Raw genomic sequence first — 22,896 nt, forward strand, 5'->3', positions numbered from 1 at the left:
ACTGTGCCTGTGTTTCCCGCTGCGCTCGCCAGTCGCTTAGCGCTTGATCTCGATATCGTCGAGCTTGACGTCCATGGCTTCGGTCTTGGCCTCGGCAATGTCGTCGGCAAATTCCAGGGACTTCATCATGGTCTCGACGGCATCCTTGTGCTCCTCGACGTTGTCGATGCGCACGTACACGCTGCCGCCTTCAACGTCGGTGAAGTACTCGGTCGTTACGCCGCCCGAGTGTGTATAGGAAGCGTTGCGCCAAGTCTTGCCGTTGTACTTGACGGGGTCATTCTCGGTCCACTCAAAGCTGGCATTCCACTTTGCCTCGTAGTCGAACAGCTCGTCGGCGTTCTTGTCAGAGTCGAAGACGGGGATGAAGCGATCGCTGGCGTGCTCGCTCTCGGTGAACTTAAACTGGGCCCTATCGGCGGTGTCGCCTGCGACGTCGGTGATCTCGACGCCCTCGGGGACTTCGACCTTAAACCAAATGAAGTCGGTCCTCATATCCACGGCGGGCTTTTCTGCTCCGCCGCCACCGCCACTGCCGGTAGCGCCGCCGCTGCCACCGCAGCCCACCAGGGCAACTGCGGCAAAGAGACTGATGCAGAGGGTGAGAATCGCAAAGGCCTTCTTTTTCATGGTCGTGTCCTCCTCGATCTGTAACCGCCCATGGATTACCTGCCTTTACTGTACGCGCGGACGGCTCGCTAGGGTGGGCCATGTGTCCCATTCTGGGTGCCGGATTTGCGCCGACAAGTGGCAATATGTCCGGGCGCAAAAGAGGGGAGGGCCGATGATGTCGGCCCTCCCCGGGGTGAGGTGCCCGTTCATTTAATGGGGCGTTCGTGCGTGGGCGTTGCCCCAACAGGTTCCTTGTTTATAGATATGCCTCTGTTTTTGACGTCCGGAAGTCTCGAAAGGTGGGCCATGTGTCCCATGTTTGCGTTGACATGGCCTATCGTGTGCCATAGAAATCCGCGATGGCCAGGTGCGCTGACGCTCGCGTACTTATGGGCTAGACTTAGCACCATTACGTGATCGATGCGGTCGGCCGACGTCGGCCGCCCGACCGATATATATGACTTGAAGGTGCGTGTGCGTATGAGCCAAGAGATGATGGATAAAACCTGTCGCGGTTTTGCCGAGGCGCTGGCCGCGCGCGAGCCAGTTCCCGGTGGTGGCAGCGCGAGCGCTTTTGTGGGCGCGCTGGGCGCCTCGCTGTGCGGAATGGTTGCCCGCTACGGTGCGACCAATCCCGCGCTTGCTGATCGTGCGGATGACCTGACGCGTGCGTTTGCCCAGGCAGACGAGTTGGCGCAGGAGCTTGTGGGTCTGGTCGCCGAGGACGTTCGTGCGTACGGCCAGGTGTCCGCTGCGTACGGTATTCCGCGTGAGGACCCGGCCCGACCGGCTGCGATTCAGGATGCGCTGCATGTGGCCGCTATGCCGCCGTATCGCATTATGGATGCCTGCGGGCGCGCACTGGCGCTGCTCGAGGACATGGCCGACAAGGGTTCGCGTCAGCTGCTGTCCGATGTGGCGTGCGGCGCCGTATTCTGCCGCGCCGCCATGCAGGGCGCGAGCTTGACGCTCTTTGCGAACACCACGTCTATGAAGGATCGTGCACGCGCCGAGGAGCTCGAGACGGCGTGTGATGAGTTGCTCGACACATGGTTGCCGCGCGCCGATGCGCTGGCGCGCCGCGCCTCCGACGCTGCAAGAAAGAGGGGATAGCCATGGCTGAGCTACTGAAGGGTGCTCCCGTCGCCCGCGCTTTGACTGAGGAGCTCGCTGCCCGCTGCGCTGCGCTGCGCGAACGCGGTGTTGTTCCGACGCTTGCTATCGTGCGTGTGGGTGAACGCGAGGACGACCTATCCTACGAGCGCGGCGCCCTTAAACGCTGCGAGAAGGTTGGCATTGAGGCTCGCCGCGTTTTGCTTCCTGCCGATGTTTCGCAGGATGAACTGCTGGCGGCTATTAAGGACATCAATGCCAACCCCGCTGTTCATGGCTGCCTAGTGTTTCGCCCGCTGCCCGCTGGACTTGACGAGGATGCGGTTGCCGCGGCGCTCGATCCCGCCAAGGATGTTGACTCCATGACGCCGGCCTCGCTGCTTACCACGCTTTCGGGTCGTGGCGAGGGCTTTGCTCCCTGCACGGCCGAGGCCGTGTTGGCGTTGCTGGACCATTACAGTGTTGAGCTGGATGGGGCCAAGGTTGCGGTCGTCGGTCGGTCTCTGGTGATTGGTCGTCCCGTTGCCGCCATGCTTACGGCTCGCAATGCCACGGTGACGATGTGCCATACGCATACACGCGATCTTGCTGCCGAGTGCCGTTCTGCCGATATCGTTGTTGCGGCCGTTGGACGCGCGAGCACGATTGGCGCGGATGCCGTTCGCGAGGGCCAGACGATCATTGATGTTGGCATTAACTGGGACGAGGCCGCTGGCAAGCTGGTCGGGGACATCGATTTTGATGCTGCGGAGCCGTTCGTTAACGCCATCACGCCCGTGCCGGGCGGCGTGGGGGCTGTGACCACCGCGATTCTCGCCAAACACGTGATCGAAGCGGCCGAGCGCGCATCGAAATAGGCATTTTTGCACACAGGGGTCCCGAGGGGTCCTGAAGGGTTGCGGTTTCGCCCTTTTTTCGCCGAAGCGATACACTGTTGCCGTTTGATTTCTTCGCTCAAGGAGGATGCGCATGCCGTGCACAACGATTCTGGTCGGTAAAAACGCAAGCTACGACGGGTCGACCCTGGTCGCGCGTAACGAGGACTCGTCCAACGGGGTGTTTGAGCCCAAACGTATACGCGTGGTGCATCCCGACGAGCAGCCGCGCGTCTACACGAGCGTCCTGAGTCACCTGACCGTTGAACTGCCCGATAACCCCATGCGCTACACGAGCGTCCCCGATGTTGTTCCGGGCCACGGCATCTGGGCCGAGGCCGGTTTCAACGAGCTCAATGTGGGCATGTCCGCAACCGAGACGCTCACCACCAACGAGCGCGTCCGCGGTGCCGACCCGCTTGTGGACTACGTGCCTGCCAAGGGCAACGAGGGTGAGGACGGCTATGTGCCGGCGCAGCCTGGTGGCCTGGGCGAGGAGGATATGGTGACCCTGGTCCTGCCGTATGCCAAGTCCGCCCGCGACGGCGTGCGTATCCTGGGCGACCTGCTCGAGCGCTACGGCACCTACGAGAACAACGGCATCGCCTTTAGCGACGTGGACGAGATCTGGTGGCTCGAGACCATCGGCGGCCACCACTGGATCGCCAAGCGCGTGCCCGACGACGCCTATGTGACCATGCCCAACCAGCTGGGCATCGACAGCTTTGACCTGGACGACGCCGAGGGCGACCAGGCCGACCACATGTGCTCCGCCGACCTGCGCTCCTGGATGGCCGAGTGGCATCTGGACCTGACGCTGGGCGTCGAGGGCGACGGCCCGGCTGCGGTCTTTAACCCGCGCGAGGCCTTTGGCTCGCACAGCGACAGCGACCACGTCTACAACACGCCGCGCGCCTGGTACATGCAGCGCTGCCTCAACCCCAGCGATGTGTGGGACGGTCCCGACGCCGATTACACGCCCGAGAGCGACGATATCCCCTGGAGCCGCGTGCCCGAGCGCAAGGTGACCATCGAGGACATCAAGTACGTGCTTTCGAGCCACTACCAGGGCACGGAGTACGACTGCTACGGTAGCAAGGGCACGCCCGCCACGCGCGGCGCCTATCGCCCCATCGGCATCAACCGCAACAGCCAGCTCGCCGTGTTGCAGCTGCGTTCCTATGCGCAGCCGGCCTATCGCGCCGTGCAGTGGATGGCCTTTGGCTCCAACTCGTTTAACGCGCTGGTTCCGCTGTACGCCAACGTCGAGACCATGCCCGAGTACTATGCCGACACGCAGGCTCGCGTGACGTCCGAAAACTTCTACTGGGCCAACCGCCTGATCGGTGCCCTGGCCGACGTCCGTTTCCATGAGTGCGGCCGCGCGGTCGAGGATTATCAGGAGAAGATCGGTGGCATGGGCCACAAGCAGATCCATGACGTCGACGCTGCCGTAGCCGCTCTGCCCGAGGCCGAGGTGCCTTCCGAGCTTACACGCGCCAACGAGGCCTTTGCCGAGCGTGTTCGCGTGGAGACCGATGCCCTGCTGGGCAAGGTGCTCTACACCACGAGCTGCGCCATGAAGAACTCTTTCGCGATGAATGACAACGTGAGGTAGGGATTTCCCATCGATCGAATAGCGCTAAAACGCTTTGTCGCTTTCGCTCAATCTTGGGTACAAGAACGCCAATGCAGTTGTTTGTGATTGGAGATAACCATGGTTATGAAACTCGATCAGCTTGTTAACGGCGCCATTAACGTGGGCTTTGGCGCTGCCGCCGTTGCTGTCGAAGGCGGCAAGAAGGTCCTCGACGACCTTAACACCAAGGGCGAGCAGGTCCGCAAGGACACCGCCACCCCCGATATCGCCCGCAGTGTGTCCGACATGTTCGAGCAGGCCGGCGGTACCATCTCCGACCTGACCGAGCGCTTGGGCATGCAGGGCGAGACCGCGGCCCAGCGCGTGCTCGACGAGCTCATTCTGGCTCGCGTCCGCGTTATGACCGCCCCCGAGCGCACGGCCTTCCTGGCCCATGTGCGCGACATCGTCGATTCGGTCGAGGACAACGTGACCTCGGTGCCCGTCGAGTCCGTTGAGCCCGACGATGCGAAGGATACCGAAGAGGCCGAGTAGCGGCGCAGATGGCAGATTCCACCACCGATTACAACAATCTAGATCCCTTGGGTGACGAGGCGGCGGTTGTCGACGAGGTCGATGCCGCCGTCTCGGGCGCTCGCAAGAAGCCGCGCGCTGTCGATATGGTGCCCGAAGAGCCCGACGCGATGGCGCCGGACGAGGAATACCAGCTCACGCCGGCGGGTCGTCGCGAGCGCATTGGGCAGATTGTTCGCTTGGTCAAAAAGTACCGTGTGTGGGATAACCTCACGCCGGTTCGCTTGCGCCGCCTGCTCGAGGAGCTCGGCCCCATGTTCGTCAAGATGGGGCAGATTCTGGCCAGCCGGTCCGAGATTCTGCCGCAACGCTTTTGCGATGAGCTGCGCCGCTTGCGCTCCGACGTGGAGCCGGTGCCGTACGAGGTAGTGCTCCGCTGTCTGGAAGAGGAATACGGCCTGCGCCTGGGGGAGATGTTCGATGCGATCGACCCCAATCCGCTTGGTAGCGCATCGCTCGCGCAGGTGCACCGCGCTCGTCTGGTGACGGGCGAGGACGTGGCCGTCAAGGTGCAGCGCCCCGGTGCGCAGCAGGTTATGGCGCAGGACATCGATATCATCCGCTCGGTGGTGCGTATCGTTTCCAAGTTCGTCAACACCGATCAATTCGTTGACCTGCACGGCGTAGTCGAGGAGTTGTGGACCTCGTTTCGCGAGGAGACCAACTTCTTGGCCGAGGCTAAGAACCTCAACGACTTCTACGAGTTCCATAAGAGCGTTCATGGCGTGACGTGCCCTAAATCCTATCTGGACCTGTGTACCGAGCACGTGGTGGTCATGGACTACGTCGACGGCATTTCGATCGCCGATCCTGAACGCTTGGTGGCCGAGGGCTATGACTTGGAAAAGATCGGTGCCGCAATCGTCGAGGACTATTCGACGCAGGTGCTCGACGACGGCTTTTTCCATGCCGACCCGCATGCGGGAAACATCATCCTCAAGGACGGCATCGTCTACTTTATCGACTTGGGTATGGTCGGACGCATGTCGAGCCACGACCGCGGTATCGTCAAGGACATGATCTTTGCCGTGGCCGAGGGTGACGTGCCCAAGCTCAAGGATTCGCTCATGCGCTTCGCCGTGACGCGTGGCGACTCGGCTGAGCTCGACCATTCGGCTTTTTTGTCCGATTTGGACTTTATCGTGGCTGACTTTGCGGGCCTCGACCTTAAGGACCTGGATATCGGCGAGTTTTTGACCTCGCTGTTAAACCTCGCGCGTAAGAATGACGTTGAGCTGCCGAGCGTGGTGACGATGTTCGCCCGCGGCATGGTGACGCTCGAGGGCCTGTTGACCGAGTACATGCCCAACGTCAACATGATCCAGATCATCCAGACGCACATCAAAAACGAGAAGAGCACCTACGCCCGCATGCGCGAGATGAGCCGCGACTTTGCAGCGAGCAGTTATCGCGCGGCGAAGGGCTCGCTCGAGGCGGCCGAGTATCTGGGCTTGGCTTCGCGCATGCTCACACGCGGCCAGCTTAAGGTGAACACGCAGATCATGAGCAGCGATAAGGCGCTGCGACAGCTAGGTGGGATTATCGACCGCATGTCGATGGCTATCGTTATCGCCGGTCTGTTTATCGGTTCGTCGGTGGTGTACTACGCGCGCATCGAGCCGGTTGTGTTTGGTATCCCGGTCATTGGCTTTATGGGCTACGTGAGCGCGCTGGTGCTGGCGCTTATGCTGGGCCGCAATATCTGGCTCAACAGCCACGGCGGCAAGCACTAGAGGCTGCGGCCGTCACCGCATTTTCCTATCGCAAACAATAGCTTTTACCTTGGGCTTCGCCTGCGTGCGAGGCCCTTTTGCGTGATACCATTTTGACGGTAATAATCGATGGCCTAGATGGTGGTGCGGAGACGCACGAATGCGCGGTTATCCTGCGCATTTGGGAGAATCGGGGTGCAAGTCCCCGGCTGTACCAGTAACCGTAATTCCTCTTGGCTCGGGATGCTCGCGTCGCAGATCGGACGACGTGCCCGAGTCGTTAAGGTTAAGTCGGATCGCCTCCCGTCTTGCATGCGGCTGCGGCTTTTGCCGCCGGTGTGCATAGGGCTCTGGAGGGAAGGGGGTCCCGATGGGGGAACTCGAGCGCAACATGCGCGATGACGTGGGGCAGTCTCAAGGCAACGCTCCAAGTACAGACAGTAGGAGACAAATGGATATGTTTGAGGACGAGCGCCAGCACGTCTCGCATCGCCGTGGCGCGATTGCGCGCGATGTAGCCAAGCGCGGCCTGGTGGCATTCCTGGCCTTCGCGATGGCCTTTGGCACCACGCCGGCTCAGCTGTGGGCCGAGGGCGCTGAGGGCATTGCCGAGGCTGTGGCTCAGGCTGCGACGCCGGGCGAGGACGCAGCGCTTGCGGGCGGTACCGCTGAGCAGAGCGGCGCCGAGGTTTCGGATTCTGGGAGCGCGTCTGCAACTAGTGTCGCCACAACTGAGGCGGCAACTGGCGACGAAGGCTCGGCGACGGGGGAGAGCCCTGCCACGAGCGAGCAGTCTTCGACGGCATCCGCTGGCCAAGCAGGATCTGCCGCCGCGGCTGCCATCCAGACAGAGAACCCGACAGAAACCGGCGATGTCGCCAAGAAGCAGGTCGAGGTCTCGTTCTCGATTATCGGCACCGATGCCGACGGTAAGGCTCAGACCTGGGTGGCACCCACGCAGCTCAAGCTCGACGAGGGCGCGACGGCTGCGGATGCCTTCGTTAAGCTGCAGCAGAAGACGGGCTTCAAGGCAGACTACGATCCGAACACGGCATACGGTTTCTACCTCAAAAGCATCACATCCCCGAGCGATGGCCGTACGCTTGCCTTCGATCCGACGACTTATGCCTTCTGGCAGCTGTTCGTCGACGGTGCGTCTTCCTCGGTTGGCGCGAGCAGCGTTAAGCTCACCCAGGGGCAGAAGGTTGAGTTTGCCTATACGGCTGGTAGCGCGTCCCCTGTCGTTAAGGACCAGGTTGCCGCAAATGTGACCGTCATTGGTCGCGATGCCCAGGGCAAGACTCAGACTTGGGTCGATAACGCGCAGTATGTGGTGACGTCCGGCTCGAGCGCGCTTGATCTTACGAAGGTCGCACTCGAGGCGAACGACATTGACGCCGTTGCTGCGGGCTCCTTCATTCTGAGCCTTAAGTACAACGGTGTTGAGCTGGGTACGCCCCAAGATTATTCGACCTATTGGCAGCTGTTCATCAACGGCAAGTCGAGTGACTATACGGCGGACAATGTCACCATCCATGCCGGCGATACCGTCACGTGGTTCTACGGTGGCTGGGGCGACCAGTTGCCGTCCGATTCTGTCCATGCTTCTGTTCAGGTTCTCGGTAAGGACAAGGACGGCAAGCAGCAGGTTTGGGCTTCGACGGGTCAGACGAGTCTCAAGGCAGGCTCCACTGCCAAGGATCTCCTTGAGCAGGTCGGCCTTACTCTCGATGCTGGCGAATCGTCTTGGGGCTGGTTCCTCAACGGCATTTATTCGCCCTTCGATGGTAAGTCCTATTGTGGCTATGATGCTGCGACCAATAGCTATTGGCGCTTCTACGTAAATGGCAAGTTCGCCGACGTTGGCGCCGGTGCCTACAGGCTCCAGGAGGGTGACGCCGTCACCTTTATGTATGGTGCTGACGCCGATGCCCTTCCTGGCCAGGTTCTTGGGTCTGTCGATGTTATCGGTCCCGATGTCAACGGCAACAATACTCGCTGGGGCTCGGCAAGCAATGTTTCTTTGCCCGAAGGCTCTACTGCCCAGAACCTTATTGAGACGGTCCTGAAGGCCAAGGGCGTTACGTACAACGGCTCCCAGAGCGGTGAGTACTGGTTCCTGAATTCCATTACTTCGCCGTTCGATCACAAGCCGTATGGTTGGGATGCTGCGACCAATAAATATTGGCATCTGTATATCAACGGAGAGCCCTCCTTACTCTGCGCCAATCAGATTACGCTCAAGAGCGGCGATAAGGTCACGCTTGCCTATACCACCGATAATTCTCCCATGCCCGATCCCGACAAGATTGTCGTGGATCCGAGCGCGACGACTCCTGATTGGGATGCCGAGTGGGCCGGCTACGGCAACAGTGGCAACGGTTCGACCGTAACGGATGCCAAGACGCCTGCGCAGGCCGCCGGTCTTAAGTGGGCCTTCGATTGGAAGGCCGAGTCTGGTCAGCAGTATGCCAACTGCAGCGAGCCTGTCATCGCTAACGGCTTTGTGTACATCGCGACCGAGAACGAGCTCATTAAGATCGATTCCTCCACGGGCAAAAAGGTTGCCTCTGCGCCGCTTGCCTCCAAGGTGAGCTATACCTCTCGTCCGATCTATACCAATGGCCTTATCATCGTTCCGCTCAACGGCGGCGCGGTCCAGGCGATTACTGCAGACAAGCTGATCTGCAAGTGGCTGACGCCTGGTTTGACGGACTTGACGCAGAGCTCCTGCACCGTCGTTTCGGACGGCGAGTACGTCTATGTAGGCACGGCTGATGGGAAGAAATACGTCAACGGTTCCTTTACGCGCATCAAGATCGCCACAGGCGAAGTCTCTTGGCAGAACATCGACGCAGCTGAGGGCTATTATTGGACTGGCGCTGCCCTGACGGATAAGTACGCCATCGTCCCCACGAGCGCAGGTACGCTTAAGTGCATTGATAAGGCAACGGGTGATGTCGTTTCGACCATGAAGCTCGGCGTCCTTGCGAACGCTGACTGCGTCGCCGATCCGTCCAATGGCTCGACCTTCTATCAGATGACGCACGACGGAAAGCTCCATGTGATTTCGCTTTCGGCGAAGGGCGTGCTGAGCGAGCAGAAGACGGTCGACCTGGGTCTTACGAATAACATGAGCGCCCCGGCGGTGTCTGGCGACAACTTGATTGTCGGTGGGCAGACGGCTACTGGATCTGCTCTGGTTCTCTATAATCTGAAGACCGGTAAGACCACGATGGTCACCGCTGCTGACGGTAAAGAACTACCGGCCGGATTTAACGGTATTGCTGCTACTCCGCTGGTGAGTGTTCAGGGCGGCAAAACCTATGTGTACTTCACCGTTAATAGCGCGGATAGCAAGGACTACGTCAGCTACTCTGCTGGTGGTGGGGTGTATCGCTATACGCTCGGCGATGCAGAGGCGACGCAGATTTATGATGCGGCTGGCCATTACCAGTACTGTGACTCTCCGGTCATTGCCGATGCATCTGGCAACCTGTACTACATCAATGACTCGGGCACGCTGTTCAAGCTTGGGGCCGTTGAGTCTTGGACGGTTGCCTTTAATTCCAACGGCGGGTCTGCTTGCGACACTAAGTTTGTTGCTACGTCCGATGGCAAGCTGGTCAAGCCGGCCGATCCGATGCGCGATGGCTACACTTTCGGCGGTTGGTATACCGATGAGCCTTGCACGCAGGCGTACGACTTCAGTACGCCGGTGACGGCCGACCTGACGTTGTATGCCAAGTGGACCAAGAATGCCGTTAACCCTGGCGGTAATGGCGGTTCTGGCACTAATGGTGGCAACGGTGGCGCTGGCAACGGTTCCGGTGCTGGCGCTGGCACTGGCACGGGCTCCGGCTCCGGCACGAAGGGCCAGCAGGCTGGCGGCGCTGTCGCCCCGGGTCATAAGCCGACGACCAAGATGACGGTGTCGACCAAGACCGAGACCAAGGACAACAAGTCCGACAAGAAGGACTCCGATAAGTCCGATAGGAAGTCTGACAAGAAGTCTGACAAGAAGGACGGCAAGTCCGACAAGAAGTCCGATTTCAAGTCCGATACGGGTGCTGTTTCCACGACCACTGCTAAGAAGTCCTCTAGTGCTTCCGAGCAGGAGACTGGCGCCAATCCGCTCGCCATCGTTGGCATCGCCGCCGGCGTGATTGGCCTCGCGCTCATCGCCGTCTTCGTGCTGACCAAGCGCGGCAAGGGTGACGGTAATGCCCGATAAGCCCAAGGAGACCAGCGGGCAACAACCCGACTCCTCGTTTATCCAGCTCGATGATCCAAAGCAAAAGGGCGCCGCTTCGGCGGCGTCCACCTCTCGTCGCAAGGCGCTCCTCGGCGTTCTGACTGCCGCGTGCACCATTCTGATCGTCGTCTCGCTGGGTTTCGTCCATCCTTCCACAAGCGGTGCCTGGTCCATCGACTGGATCATTCAGACCGTGACGGGGGAGAGCGTCGTCACCAAGGACACCAAGGCATCTGGCTCGACTACGACTTCGGGCGAGGCCAGTTCCAAGGATTCCAAGTCATCGAATGACGCAAAAGACGAGTCCAAGGGTTCGAACGACGGCAAGGACGATTCCGAGTCTTCGGACAAGGAATCAGACAAAAACTCGGATAGCAAGAAGTCCGAGGACCAGGACGGCAAGAAGTCTGGCGATAAATCCGCTGCCCAGAATACGGGCGCCGGCGATACTTCCGAGGTGTCTGGTGGTGCTTCTTCGGGCGGTGGCCAGTCGTCTAATGGAGCCTCATCCTCTAATGGTGGAAACGCCTCCTCGGGCGGCCAGAGCGGCTCACAGGAGTCCAACTACGTTACGGTGACGGTTTCGGTCACATCGAGCGCCGTGGGCAATCCTGTGTCCTCTGGTGGCACCTTTACCTTTAACGAAGGCGCTACCGTCTACGATGCCCTGTGCGCGCTGGGCCTTTCTGTCAACGCACATGGCTCGTCGTACGGCACGTATGTCTCCGCGATTGGTGGTTTGGCCGAGAAACAGCACGGCGGCACGAGCGGCTGGATGTACTCCGTCAACGGCGCAACGCCCATGACGGCGTGCAGCAACTACGTTCTCTCCAACGGCGACAACGTGGTTTGGTATTACGTGACAGGCTAGAGGCCTCGACATAGCGCGCCAGACGGGCGGTCCGGACAAACATCCGGGCCGCCCGTTTTTCATGCGAATGGGACTGGGCCGCCGGGTCTCACAAAAAACCGGTTGGAATGGGAATTCCAACCGGTTATACATTCAAGCAAATAGTGATCGACTACGACCGTGCACCCTCGAGGAAGAAGCGGCGGCTGAAGTAGTTGTACCAGGTGACGAGGAACGTGGCGATGGCCTTCATGGCCTGGTAGCCGATGCTCAAAAACGTGACGCCCACAAACATGTACAGGTCGTTGAGACCCAGGCCGATCACCGACAGGATGGTGAAGATCGTGAACTCGCGCTTGCGGCTCATACCCTCGCGATGGTCGAACACGTACTTCATGCTGAGCCAGTAGTTGACCACGACGGACGTGATAAACGAGACCGTAGTGCTCATCAAAAAGTCGAGGTGGAAAAGCTCGACGAGCGCAATGAGCATGCCCCAGTCGATGCCAAAGGAGATGAGACCCACGACGGCAAACTTGAGGAACTGCTTGGTATGAGGTTGTGCCAGCGCCTTGCGCACGTAATCACATCCAATGCCTTGATGAATCGAGCAGAGGATACTTTAGAGCTTTTACAAGGGAAACGTAAGGTCTTTGCCAATAACTATATGAACTCGCCAAATTTTCAAGAGCTAATCCGCAAACGTTAAAAATTTGCCCGTAAACGAGCGACACCCACGGACGATACTGCGCTGAGTGCGCGTCGTCCGTGGGCGCCGTAATGCTGCAGGGGTTTCGAGCTATTTTGTCTCGTCGCCCTCCAGGAAGATTTTTCGGGTCACAAAGTTGTAGACCATGACAAGCGCGGTGGCACAAATCTTGGCGATATTGGCCTCGAGCCCCAGACCGGCGTTGAGCGCCAGCACGATGCCGTCGTTGAGCACCAAACCGATCACGGACAGCACGACAAAGATGATGAACTCGCGGCGGCGGCTCATGCCTTCCTTGTGCGCAAACACGTACTTCATGCTTGCGAGGTAGTTAAAGATGAGTGAGATGATAAAGCCGCTGGTGTTGGCGATTAGGATGTTGAGGCCGAGACCGTAGTGGAGCAGATTCATAATGCCAAAGTCGATAACCGTGGCAATGACACCGACGACGCCAAATTTCATGATCTGCGCAAGGAGCTTTTGCATGGTACCTGCCTTAGGGTGGCGCGGGGACGCCGTGGGGATGACAAACTCAGCAAGTTTAGCCAATCCCCGCGGGTGGTGCTAGGCGCGCTCCTCGATAGCACCGTTTCTATATGCATCGAGCAGCTGACGCAGGTCTTGGATCTGGCTGCGGATCTTGGCGCCAGTATCGGTGTCGCTCACCATGCGGCGACGGTCCGCTTGGTCAAAACGGTTGGTCTCGCTTTCGATGTCCACGTTGCGCGTGAGTGCCTCGGCAACCGTCGTAAAGGCCCGGTGCGACTTGAGGCGGCAGCCGCGCGAGCTCGAGATGAGCGTATAGCCGGCGATGCCCGTCTTGGGATGGTAAGCGCGGCAGAAGCCGCCATCGATGACCAGCAGCTTGCCCTCGGCGCGGATGGGCTGCTCGCCCTTGGTGGTTTTAACGGGTGTGTGGCCGTTGATGATGTGGCCGGTCGGCGAGCATGCCATGGGCGCGACGCCAAACTCGCGCATGATATCATCGCAGACCGAGGGCGACTTGGTAAGCGTAAAGTACGGGTCCATCGGCTCGACCCAGGTGCTCTTATCGGCGATATAGGCGCGCTCAAAGGTACGCACCAGGCGTCCGCTGGCGGGTGAATTGAAGCCAATCCACAGGTACCACATCCAGTCGAGGGCATCGCGGTCGCCCACGCGCCACGCGCGGCGGGCGATGTGGTCGCAAAAATCGAGATAATCGCGGCCAGCGTGCCAGGTGCCCAGGCAGTTCATGCTGCTAAAGGTGCCGTCTTCGTTGAGCGGAACGCAGCCGTGGAAGAGCAGGTTGCCGTTGGCGACCTTGTACATCGAGCCGTGGGTGTAGAGGAAATCGATATGGCGATGCAGGTGATCGGCGGTGACAAACTCGGACACGAGCTTGTCGATGATGTGCTGCTCCTGAGACGTGAGCGTGTAGGGGTCCGCCGGGTCGACGGTGGGGAAGTCGTTGGTCGTGAGCGGCCACACGCTGCCGTCGGCGAGCGTGACCGTGCCGGTGTCGTGGTCGATCTTGTCGAGTAACAGGCGGTCGGTCATGTCGAACTCGGGGTGGCGCTGGATAATCTGGCCCTCGAGCTTAAAGAGCAGCACGTTGATGGCCTTGATCAGCGGGGTGATGGACTCACCGGCGGTGTAGGTGGCATCGGCAAAGGCGACAAGCTCACGCAGCGAGATGCCGTAGTCGTTCTCCAGGATCTCGTAATTGTCGTAGCGCAGGTTGTTGCGCAACACCGTGGCGATGCAGGCGGGCTCACCGGCCGCAGCGCCCATCCACAGCAGGTCGTGGTTGCCCCACTGGATGTCGAGTGAATGGTAGGTGAGCAGACGGTCCATAATCTTGGCCGCGCCGCCGCCGCGGTCGAAGATGTCGCCCACCAGGTGCAGGTGGTCGACGGCCAGGCGCTTGATGAGCGAGGCGAGCGACTCGATAAAGTCGTCGGCGCTGGCGGTCTCCAGGATGGACTCCACGATGCGCTCGTGATAGCGCACGCGATAGTTGTTCTCGTCCGGGTGCGTGTGCAACAACTCGTCGATGATGTAGGCGTAGTCGCGCGGGATGGCCTTACGCACCTTGGAGCGCGTGTAGCGGCTTGAAAGTGAGCGCGCGACCATGATGAGCTGGTCAAGCATCGTCTTGTACCAGGTTGGCGAGTCCTCGCGCCGGCTGCGGACCAGGTCGATCTTCTCGCGCGGGTAGTAGATGAGCGTACACAGCTCGCCCTTTTCGTCAAAGGAGAGCGTGTCGCCAAAGATCTCGTCGACATGTTCGCGCACGACGCCCGAGCAGTTGTTGAGGATGTGCATAAAGGCTTCGTACTCACCATGCACGTCGCTCATAAAATGCTCGGTGCCCTTGGGTAGGTTGAGGATTGCCGAGAGGTTGATAATTTCGGTAAATGCGGATTGTTCGGTGGGGAACTGTCTCGACAGCAGGCGCAGATACTTGAAGTCTTGCGGGTTGCGATCGAATGCGACCATGAAACACCTTCCGATATGGTTGGTAAAACTGATAAACAACGTCAAACGTTTATCAGTATGCGCCGCTTTTGTTTCGATTTTGCGCCAGCGGCTGAATTGTCGGCTGAACGGTTTGGTAAATCGATTTAGTTGAGGTAGATATGGCGGTTGGGTGGAGACGACAGAGGGTGTTTTCTCAGATATTTATGCGTGGGGCCGGTGGAGACGATGGTGGTAAAGATGTTCACTATTTTTGGTTCGATTTGGTAAATAGTGGACATATGTACCGCATGTAGGCTCACTGTGCGATAATTTGCGCAGCAATGAGTAAGGAGCCTCATATGAGTGATTTTGTCCTGACCTGTGAATCCGCCGCCGATCGAACCCGTGAGTTCTTTGCGTCGCGCAATATCCCTGTCGTGTGTTTTCATTACGAGATCGACGATGTTGTCTATGCGGACGATCTGTATCAGTCGATTACGCCGGACGAGTTTTTTGCCCAGATTGCCGCGGGCGCCATGCCCAAGACGTCTCAGGTGAGCGTGGGTGAGTACGAGGAGTTTTGGGAGCCGTTTGTTGCCGAGGGTAAAGACGTGCTGCACCTGACGTTGTCGTCGGGTATTTCGGGCACGTATGGATCGGCCTGCGTCGCGGCGCAAATGCTTGCGGATCGCTATCCCGAGGGCGGCAAGGTGCGCGTCATCGATTCGCTGGCGGCGTCTTCGGGCTTTGGCCTGTTGTTGGAATATGCCGCCGATGTGCGCGATAGCGGGGCTTCACTCGACGAGACGGCTGTCTGGATCGAGGAGCACAAGCTCAACCTGCACCACTGGTTCTTCTCGACCGATCTGTCGAGCTACCTGCGCGGCGGTCGCATTTCGGCCGCGAGCGCGATCATCGGCACGGCGCTTAAGATTTGCCCGCTTATGACGGTCGATTGCGAAGGTAAGCTGTCGCCACGTGAGAAGATTCGCACTAAGAAGCGCGCGATTTCCGAGATGGCTAAGACCATGATGGCACACGTACAGGACGGTGCAGATTATTCGGGTAAGTGCATCATGTCGCAGTCGGCGTGCCGCGAGGATGCTGAGGCGGTCGCGGCACTGATTGAGGAACAGGTTCCGCAGCTTAAAGGCAAGATTGAGATCAATGACATCGGTACTCTGATTGGCTCGCATACCGGACCTGGTACGGTGGCGCTCTTCTTTATGGGCGACAAGCGCGTGGATTAATTTGCCCCATCACGTCGCTGCATGATTGCTCAAACGAAAACGGCCCGCCTCACGTTTGTGGGGCGGGCCTTGCTGTTGCGGCTAGCGTTTCTTTCCGCGGAAGAAAAAGCCGTGCAGTGACGGCTTGAGGCCGCGGTTGGCGCGATGCTCCTCGACGCGCTCGTGGATCGAAGCGACGCGCTCGATGACTTCGTCGGGAATCGGCACATCGGGATTCATGTTCTCGACTTGGCTGACCTCGGCGGCGGCGACCTGGTCGATAATGGGCACGTTGTCGCGCGAGATGACAGGTGTGGCGTCTTCCTTCATCTTGCGATAACGCTGCATCATGTCGGTCTGTAGCTGCTGGGCCGAAGGCGGTGTCCAGATGATGGCGTTGGCGCCGGCGGCGATGGTCTCGCGAATGCTCTCGGGCGTCTTGCCGCCCGGCGCGATAAGCGGCAGGTTGGGATAGTGCTCGCGCAGCTCGCGTAGGACCTGGGGCGTGTTCTTGCCGGCGGCGATGTTGAGAATCTTGGCTCCGGCGCGCACCTTGGCGTGAGCATCGTCGTCGCAGCGAACGACCGTGGCGATGACGGGGATGTCGGCGATGTTGGTGATGTGCTCGACCATTTCGGCAGTAGCGGGGGAGTTGACCACGCAGCCCGCCGCGCCTTGCATCTCGGAAACGGCCGCCATCTGCACGGAGCGCTTACCGGTGGTGGTGCCGCCGCCAACGCCCACAAAGACCGGGCACTCGGCAACGGTCAGCAGCGCCTGCGTAATGGCGGGCTGCGGCGTGAAGGGGTAGACGGCAAACACGGCGTCGGCATTGGAGTTGCGGATGACCGCCACGTCGGTGGTGTAGATGAGCGATTTGATGCGGCGGCCAAAGAGCGTAAAGCCGCTGGCCTCCTCGATCTCATCGGGCATACGGAGGGCCGCCTTGCGCAGGCGTCCGTCGATGGGCAGCGGCTCCATGGGCAAAAGGCCGTTGGGGGTTACGGCCACCTGGGGCTCGGTAAATTCGTCTGCAAGCTCAACCTCGGAGAAGTCGACCGAGGCGACGACGTCTTCGTGAACCTCGGCGGGCACATCGATGGGGGCTTGATCGTCGGTCGCGGCGGGCGTATCGAAGGAGCTGGTGCCGACAAAGGCGTCGACGCGCTCGTTCAAATCGTTGAGAGAATCCATGGCGGTCCGTTTCTATGTTGTGCGCCCGTCAGCGTGCGACCGGCGCTACGATTGCTAAATCGTTTGACGAGTTGATTTTTCCCCGCCGCGCCATCCGTTAGACCGAAAGGCCGGCGAACGTGAAGGAGCTGTGGTGGCGGGTATTGAGGTGCTATCTTGAATGTCCCGTTTAAAAGAGAGGTGACGCGGTATGGAATTCACAGCAATGTTGGGCTCGATTGGCCTGTGCGTGGGCGCAATCGTTGCTGCCGCGGTCATCTACTTGGTGGTCACGGCCATTAAGGGCAAAAGAGCCGAACGCAAGGAACGCGAGGCACTTAAGCAGCACCGTGACCAGCAGGACAGGCGCGCACGGAGATAGTTTGTTGAGTTTTGAATCCGTGCGCTAGCTGCGTTTTCGGATCAGGGCGATGTAGAAGCCCTCAAAGTCGCGGCTGGGCGGAATGGTCAGCGTGCCGGGCATTCCGTTGGCGACGGACGAAACGTGGCCGGCGGCGATGGCCTCGGTGAGGGCGTTGCTCTCGACGCGCGGCTCTTCGCCAGCTTCCTGAGCACGGCGCGTTTCACTTTCGCTCGGCGTGCCATCGAGGGGGATAAGCTCGCAGTCCATGTACTTGTCGAGGGCCTCTTGCAGGGCGTCCTCGTTTTCTTGCGGCAAGATCGAACAGGTCGAATAGACGAGCGTGCCGCCCGGTTTGAGGGCCCCCATGGCGCGGTCCAGAAGCGCGCGCTGCGAGCGGGCACACTTGCCAAGCAGCTGCTCGGTGAGGCCGCGCAAGCTCTTTTCGTTGCCGCTGATGACGGTGCCCGTGCCGGTGCAGGGAGCGTCGAGCAGAATACGGTCAAAGCGGAAAAACTCGTCGAGCTCGCGTGCGTCGATGCGCATGACGGGCACGTTTTTGGCGCCCTGGCGGCCCAAGTTGGCCTCGAGCTTTTCGGCGCGGGGAATGCTCATCTCGCAGGCTGTGAGGTGCGCCTGTCCCTGGGTGAGGGCGGCGATCTGCGTCGTCTTGCCGCCGGGGGCCGCGCACATGTCCAGGATGTCCTCGCCGGCCTGAGCGCCCAACACCAAAGGCGGCATCATGGACGACAAGCTCTGCAGATAGATTTTGCCGTCACGGTAGATGTCGAGATCCCACAGATCGGAAACCTGGGCCTCGGGCAGCATGAAGGCATCCTGATACCATGCGACGGTTTGGTGGGTGATCCCGGCGGCGTCGAGTGCAGCGGCGATGTCCTCGGCGGTCGCCTTGAGCGTGTTGGCGCGCAGCGTGACCGGGCGCGTGGCTGCGGCGCCAAAGCCTTCGATCATGCGCTCAGCATCGGCAGGCGTATAGGCGCCGGCAACCGTGTCGACCATAAAGCGCGGCAGGTCGGCGGCGGAGTGTTGGGCGGCAAGCCGGCCGGAAAGCTCGGTAGCGGCAAACTGCCTAAGCTTGAGCTCGGGCTTAACCTGCTTTTTCTGCTTACGACGACGCGGCTTGGACATCCGTCTTTCCTTCCCGTCCCAAATTGACTGCTTTCCGGGCGCGCTGCTGCTAGCGTGCTTTAGTACTGGCTCTCGTGCTTGCTGAAGAAGTCGAAGCGCGGGGGCAGCGGCTTCACGCGGTGCTCGCCGGGCTTCTCGCCCAGGCTCTCCACAAACTCGTCCGTGGAGGCAAAGATGTTATCCCAGCTAAAGAAGGCGACCGGGTCGACGTCGAAGTACTCGCAGATGAGCTCACAGCCGGCCGGGACGATGCCGTGCATGAGCACGGTCGCCACGCGCAGCTCGGTAAAGGCGTCGACCAGGGCCTGCGTCATGGCGGCGTTGGCCGGCTCACCCTCGAGCTTGTTGGCGGCCTTGGAGGCGTCGCTCCAGCGCTTGTTGGAGGCGCGCAGGTAGTCGTCGCACACGGCAAGTGCGCGGTGTGTCTCAAACTTGTACATGGCCTGCTCAAAGGCGAGGACTGCCTGCTGGGCAGCCTCGACAACGGTGGCGGAGGCGGCACCGGCGGGGATGCAGCCGTTGCGATAGGGGCTCTCGTCGCCTTCCTTGACGGCGACGCCGTAGAAGCAGCTGCGGGCCAGGCGGTTAAAGACGCCGGTCAAAAGGGCGCTCTCCTTAAGGGCCGGATCGATGACGCGCTTGTCGTCGCAGGCGCGCACCTCGTTGCCGTCCTTGTCCTTGCCGGTCACGCGCGTGTCGTATGCCTTGGGGCTAAAGCTCACCGGCTTCTCGGACAGGCCGAGCGACAGCCAGTGCGCGCGCATCTGCTCGCAGGTGTAGTGGTTGAGCAGGTCGTCTGCCGGCGGGGGAGGCGTCTGCGAGGACGAGCTGGCCTTTTTACCCATGTAGAGCAGGTGGTAGCAGGCGCTGACGGTGCTCTGCGTAAGGTCCCAACCCAGGGCCTCCCACATGGCGGTCTGCGCGATGCAGTAGAAATAGATGTTGTCCTGACCGATAAACTGGTAGATCTGAGCGTCGTCAGAGCACCACCAGTCGCGCCAGTCGAGCGAGCTGTGCTGGTAGGTGGGCGCGGGGACCTGCGTGGAATCGGCGGCGGGCTCGCCCATGAGGGCGGCATCCTGGGCGGCGACACCCTCGGTCACGCCGGCGGCCTTGGCATCGCGTGCGAGCACGGTGCGGGTGTAGCTGATGGGCGCCCACAGGCTCTCGGGCCAGCACCAGCAGGTGACGTCGTTCACGCCGTCGACCTCGGGCACCGGAACGCCCCAGTCGATGTTGCCGGTGATGCGGAAGGGCACGAGCGCCTTGCCGCTGCGGAAGCGCACGCCGCCGTTGGCGAGCACCGCGTGGGCGTCGTCGCGCTCCTTCCAGCTGGGGAAGGTGACGGTAAAGCTGCTCTTGTTTCCCTCGGGCTCCAGCACGGTGTGCTCGGGCAGCTGGTCCTCGACGGCATCGAAGGCCTCGCGGAACTTGTTTTGGATATAGAGCTGGGCCGGCAGCAGCCACTCCTCCATGGTCTTGGAGACCACGGAACGAACCTGCGGGTTCTGGGCGAGCTTGGCGGTGTAGGTCTTCATAAAGTCGAGGTAGGCCGGCAGGTCGAAGTAGAGGTTGTCGACCGGGCGCAGCTCGGGCACCTCGCCGGTGAGCTGGCTCTTGGGTGCGATGAGCTCCTCGGGCTCAAACTGGTGACCCAGGTCGCACTCGTCGGCATAAGCCTTCTCGGACTTGCAGCCCTGGATGGGGCAGCGGCCGATCACTTGGCGGCCGTTGAGGAACGTGCCGGCCTTGGCGTCGTAGAACTGCAGCGTGGAGCGCTTGGAGATGGTGCCCTGCTCATGCAGGCGCTCGATAATCTCGGCGGTCACTTCGTTGTGAATCTGCGCAGCCGGCTCAAGGCCTGAGCCGCCGTAGATATCGCAGCTGATGTTGTAGTTGTTGAGGGTCGCGGCCTGGCGGGAGTGATTGGACTCGACGTACTCGTTAATGGACTTGTCGTAGCCCTCGTTCTCCTTGAGCTTGCGGTAGCTCTCCATGATGGGCGAGCCGTAGCAGTCGGTGCCCGAGGTGAAGATGACGTTCTCGCGGCCCAGACGGTCGCGCAGGAAGCGGGCGAAGAAGTCGGCAGGGACAAAGACGCCGCCGACGTGGCCAAAGTGAAGGCCCTTGTTGCCGTAGGGCTCGCCGGCGGTAACGATGGCGCGGCGAGGCCAGCTGGGACGGTCGTTCATGGAGTATTTGGATGCCATGGGACTCCTTCGCATATGGTGAGAGCGCGGCCGGGCGCAAGGCCTGGCGACGCGGTGGTCAATTCGTGCATATCGTTCGACATTATCGCACATGCGGACGGGTACGTGGCAGGGGCGCTATCCTAAGATGCTATGAATGAGATTTCCAACATACATGCGTTTGAGGACGAGGATTTTCTGCACGCTTGCTTCGTGTGGGGGATGGTCGTAGCCGGCGTGTTTGCCGTGTGCCTGGTGCCGGTGTTTATGCTGCTGGGCGGGCCTGCGGATCTGGATGCGGCTGACGCGGGTGGCTGGATGGCTGCCGTGGGCTGGATAGTCGGCTTGGCGGTCGTCTCTGCGGCGTCATTTGCCGTGCACGAGTTGGTGCATACGGTGTTCTTTAAGTTGTTTGCGCCTGCTGGTGCACACGTGACCTTTGGGGCAAATCTCGAAACCTGCATGATTTACGCCTGCGCCGAGGGCGTGGTGTATTCGCGTGCGCGGTACATGGTCATTTGCCTAGCGCCGACGGTTGCCTTGACGGTGGCGTTTGCCCTGGGGTTTGCATGTTCGGGCTATCCGCTGCTGTGCTACCTGGCGGCCGGTTTGCATTTGTCGGGCTGTGTGGGCGATTGGTATTACGTGCGGACCATTCTGCGCGACCGTCGCATTGTCGCCTGCGAGGACACATCCTTTGGCGTCCGCTTTTTCGCAAGGTAGTCTTTTTGGGATGATTTTTCTGGGACGGGGATGTTGATGAAGCCGTTGCTGCTGCATGCTTGCTGCGCGCCGTGCTCGCTGGAGCCGGTTCGCCTGCTGCGCGAGGAGGGGTTTGAGCCCGCGATTTGCTGGACCAACCCCAATATTCAACCGCGCGATGAATGGCAGCGCCGCTTGGACGAGCTGCGCCGGTGGTGTGCCGATGGCGACATCGAGCTCATCGAGGCGGGGGAGGACCGCGATCGCTGGGAGACCGGCGTGGCACCGCTGGGTGCCGATCGGCCCCGTCGCTGTCGCGCGTGCTATGCCTTGCGCTTGGCCGAGGCGTGCCGCGTGGCCCAGGAGCGCGGGTTCGAATATGTGGGTACGACGCTCGCCGTCTCACCGTATCAGCTGTTCGATACCTGTAATGACGTGTTGGAGCGCCTGGCTACCGCCCGCGGGCTTACACCGGTGATTCGTGATTTTCGCCCGTATTACCCCGAGGCGACACGCCGATCGCGCGAGCTTGGCATGTATCGGCAGAACTACTGTGGTTGCCGCTTCTCGGCTGTCGAGGCGGCCATGGACCGCGCCCGCATCCGCGACGAGCGCAAAGCGTCCAAAAAGTAGTTCATTTGGGCTGGGGCTTTGAGCTGTCTGTGCGGTACGGTCGTTTTTGGGAAAGTCGATTTAATTAAGCGTGTGATCGTGGCTCGCTTGATACCAAACGACGACTCCTATGATTCTGATCCTCCGTTTGTTAAACATCAGATCCGGACTTGCTGTTGCATATGAATGGGACGACAGCACAATCATGTCGTTTCCTTCTGCAAATCGCCTAATTACCGGTGTTTTACCGTCTGCGAGCGCCAATACAGCACAGCCGTTCCAAGGCTTTGCGGTGGTATCGACAAGTAGTAAGCTGCCGGGAGGGTAAATGCGGGACATTTCGTCACCTTTGATTTTAACGAAAACGCTATGTGGGTGACGCTTGGCTACGTCTACAGGCGCGCAAGCATTTTGTTGGCTGTGCGTGATGCGGCGCTTTTGCGATTCGATATCGATGACGGGAAATGCGCCCTCCATTTCGTGGATAGCAGGGTCTTCGTCGGTGACGATTCTTTTATTTGCGAGCTTTACGGCCAAACCGTTTTCCTCGCCAACAAGTTCATCGCGGGTGCAACCGAAGAGCGCTTGTAACTTTTCAATATGGCGCTCACGGGGGGCATACCGACTTTTTTCCCAACGACAAACGGTCTCTTTAGATACCCCCAACATCTCTGCAAGTTGCGCCTGACCAAGATGCTCCATGGTGCGGAGTTTACGAATATTTGCCCCGAAGCCCATGG

General features: G+C 60.2%; 19 protein-coding genes. 11 read left to right on the forward strand and 8 right to left on the reverse strand.

The features are described from left to right. Positions 1 to 36 precede the first annotated feature (36 nt). Positions 37 to 630: a hypothetical protein gene (locus ABCN01_RS00805; RefSeq protein ID WP_342996735.1), complete on the reverse strand. Its 594-nt coding sequence runs from the start codon at positions 628 to 630 to the stop codon at positions 37 to 39. 462 nt (positions 631 to 1,092) lie between these two features. Here ABCN01_RS00805 and ABCN01_RS00810 point away from each other — a divergent pair, with 462 nt between their 5' ends. The 7 genes from ABCN01_RS00810 to ABCN01_RS00840 all read left to right on the forward strand — a co-directional run bounded on the left by ABCN01_RS00810 (position 1,093) and on the right by ABCN01_RS00840 (position 11,611). Then, the gene (locus ABCN01_RS00810) at positions 1,093 to 1,725 is read left to right on the forward strand and encodes a cyclodeaminase/cyclohydrolase family protein (protein ID WP_161159940.1); all 633 of its coding nucleotides are present in this window, start codon (positions 1,093 to 1,095) and stop codon (positions 1,723 to 1,725) included. A 2-nt stretch (positions 1,726 to 1,727) separates the two neighbouring features. Then, the gene (locus ABCN01_RS00815; protein WP_342996736.1) at positions 1,728 to 2,582 is read left to right on the forward strand and encodes a bifunctional 5,10-methylenetetrahydrofolate dehydrogenase/5,10-methenyltetrahydrofolate cyclohydrolase; all 855 of its coding nucleotides are present in this window, start codon (positions 1,728 to 1,730) and stop codon (positions 2,580 to 2,582) included. Positions 2,583 to 2,694: 112 nt separating this feature from the next. Continuing rightward, on the forward strand, positions 2,695 to 4,218 hold the full coding sequence (locus tag ABCN01_RS00820; protein ID WP_342996737.1) for a C69 family dipeptidase: 1,524 nt from the start codon (positions 2,695 to 2,697) through the stop codon (positions 4,216 to 4,218). Positions 4,219 to 4,317: 99 nt separating this feature from the next. Continuing rightward, complete coding sequence (locus tag ABCN01_RS00825) at positions 4,318 to 4,734, forward strand: hypothetical protein (protein WP_117583986.1); 417 nt, start codon at positions 4,318 to 4,320, stop codon at positions 4,732 to 4,734. 8 nt (positions 4,735 to 4,742) lie between these two features. Further along, entirely contained in the window at positions 4,743 to 6,506 is a 1,764-nt protein-coding gene (locus ABCN01_RS00830) for an ABC1 kinase family protein (RefSeq protein ID WP_342996738.1), read from the forward strand. Between the two features lie 430 nt (positions 6,507 to 6,936). Next, the gene (locus tag ABCN01_RS00835) at positions 6,937 to 10,719 is read left to right on the forward strand and encodes a DUF4430 domain-containing protein (protein ID WP_342996739.1); all 3,783 of its coding nucleotides are present in this window, start codon (positions 6,937 to 6,939) and stop codon (positions 10,717 to 10,719) included. Next, positions 10,709 to 11,611: a DUF4430 domain-containing protein gene (locus ABCN01_RS00840; protein WP_342996740.1), complete on the forward strand. Its 903-nt coding sequence runs from the start codon at positions 10,709 to 10,711 to the stop codon at positions 11,609 to 11,611. Before ABCN01_RS00835 ends, ABCN01_RS00840 begins: the two co-directional genes overlap by 11 nt. A 151-nt stretch (positions 11,612 to 11,762) precedes the next feature. On the opposite strand, the gene ABCN01_RS00845 is transcribed toward ABCN01_RS00840, so the two are convergent. The 3 genes from ABCN01_RS00845 to ABCN01_RS00855 form a co-directional block, all read right to left on the reverse strand. Continuing rightward, positions 11,763 to 12,170, reverse strand: a complete 408-nt coding sequence (locus tag ABCN01_RS00845) for a GtrA family protein (protein ID WP_022095123.1) — start codon at positions 12,168 to 12,170, stop codon at positions 11,763 to 11,765. Between the two features lie 219 nt (positions 12,171 to 12,389). After that, on the reverse strand, positions 12,390 to 12,785 hold the full coding sequence (locus ABCN01_RS00850; RefSeq protein WP_022095122.1) for a GtrA family protein: 396 nt from the start codon (positions 12,783 to 12,785) through the stop codon (positions 12,390 to 12,392). A gap of 78 nt (positions 12,786 to 12,863) precedes the next feature. After that, positions 12,864 to 14,780, reverse strand: coding sequence for a fructose-1,6-bisphosphatase (locus ABCN01_RS00855; RefSeq protein WP_161116156.1), 1,917 nt, complete (start codon positions 14,778 to 14,780; stop codon positions 12,864 to 12,866). Positions 14,781 to 15,100: 320 nt separating this feature from the next. On the opposite strand from ABCN01_RS00855, the gene ABCN01_RS00860 reads away from it, so the two are divergent. Then, the gene (locus ABCN01_RS00860) at positions 15,101 to 15,991 is read left to right on the forward strand and encodes a DegV family protein (protein WP_342996741.1); all 891 of its coding nucleotides are present in this window, start codon (positions 15,101 to 15,103) and stop codon (positions 15,989 to 15,991) included. Between the two features lie 81 nt (positions 15,992 to 16,072). Here the strand turns inward: ABCN01_RS00860 and ABCN01_RS00865 are convergent, their stop codons facing one another. Continuing rightward, complete coding sequence (locus tag ABCN01_RS00865) at positions 16,073 to 17,164, reverse strand: beta/alpha barrel domain-containing protein (RefSeq protein WP_342996742.1); 1,092 nt, start codon at positions 17,162 to 17,164, stop codon at positions 16,073 to 16,075. Positions 17,165 to 17,354: 190 nt separating this feature from the next. Here ABCN01_RS00865 and ABCN01_RS00870 point away from each other — a divergent pair, with 190 nt between their 5' ends. Next, positions 17,355 to 17,525, forward strand: a complete 171-nt coding sequence (locus tag ABCN01_RS00870; RefSeq protein WP_156063807.1) for a hypothetical protein — start codon at positions 17,355 to 17,357, stop codon at positions 17,523 to 17,525. A gap of 24 nt (positions 17,526 to 17,549) precedes the next feature. On the opposite strand, the gene ABCN01_RS00875 is transcribed toward ABCN01_RS00870, so the two are convergent. Continuing rightward, complete coding sequence (locus tag ABCN01_RS00875; protein ID WP_342996743.1) at positions 17,550 to 18,653, reverse strand: RsmB/NOP family class I SAM-dependent RNA methyltransferase; 1,104 nt, start codon at positions 18,651 to 18,653, stop codon at positions 17,550 to 17,552. Positions 18,654 to 18,712: 59 nt separating this feature from the next. Beyond that, entirely contained in the window at positions 18,713 to 20,863 is a 2,151-nt protein-coding gene (locus tag ABCN01_RS00880) for a methionine--tRNA ligase (protein ID WP_342996744.1), read from the reverse strand. Between the two features lie 132 nt (positions 20,864 to 20,995). Between ABCN01_RS00880 and ABCN01_RS00885 the strand changes: the two genes are divergently transcribed. Together ABCN01_RS00885 and ABCN01_RS00890 are read left to right on the forward strand one after the other, a co-directional pair. Continuing rightward, on the forward strand, positions 20,996 to 21,565 hold the full coding sequence (locus tag ABCN01_RS00885; protein WP_342996745.1) for a DUF3267 domain-containing protein: 570 nt from the start codon (positions 20,996 to 20,998) through the stop codon (positions 21,563 to 21,565). A gap of 36 nt (positions 21,566 to 21,601) precedes the next feature. Further along, a complete protein-coding gene (locus tag ABCN01_RS00890; RefSeq protein WP_342996746.1) occupies positions 21,602 to 22,177 on the forward strand; it encodes an epoxyqueuosine reductase QueH in 576 nt (191 codons plus the stop codon). Between the two features lie 60 nt (positions 22,178 to 22,237). On the opposite strand, the gene ABCN01_RS00895 is transcribed toward ABCN01_RS00890, so the two are convergent. After that, positions 22,238 to 22,894 (reverse strand): XRE family transcriptional regulator, encoded by a 657-nt coding sequence (locus tag ABCN01_RS00895; protein WP_052044062.1) that lies wholly within the window; start codon positions 22,892 to 22,894, stop codon positions 22,238 to 22,240. Positions 22,895 to 22,896 lie beyond the last annotated feature (2 nt).

It is taken from the genome of Collinsella aerofaciens, from assembly GCF_039062365.1.
In the GTDB taxonomy this organism is placed as follows: Bacteria; Actinomycetota; Coriobacteriia; order Coriobacteriales; family Coriobacteriaceae; genus Collinsella.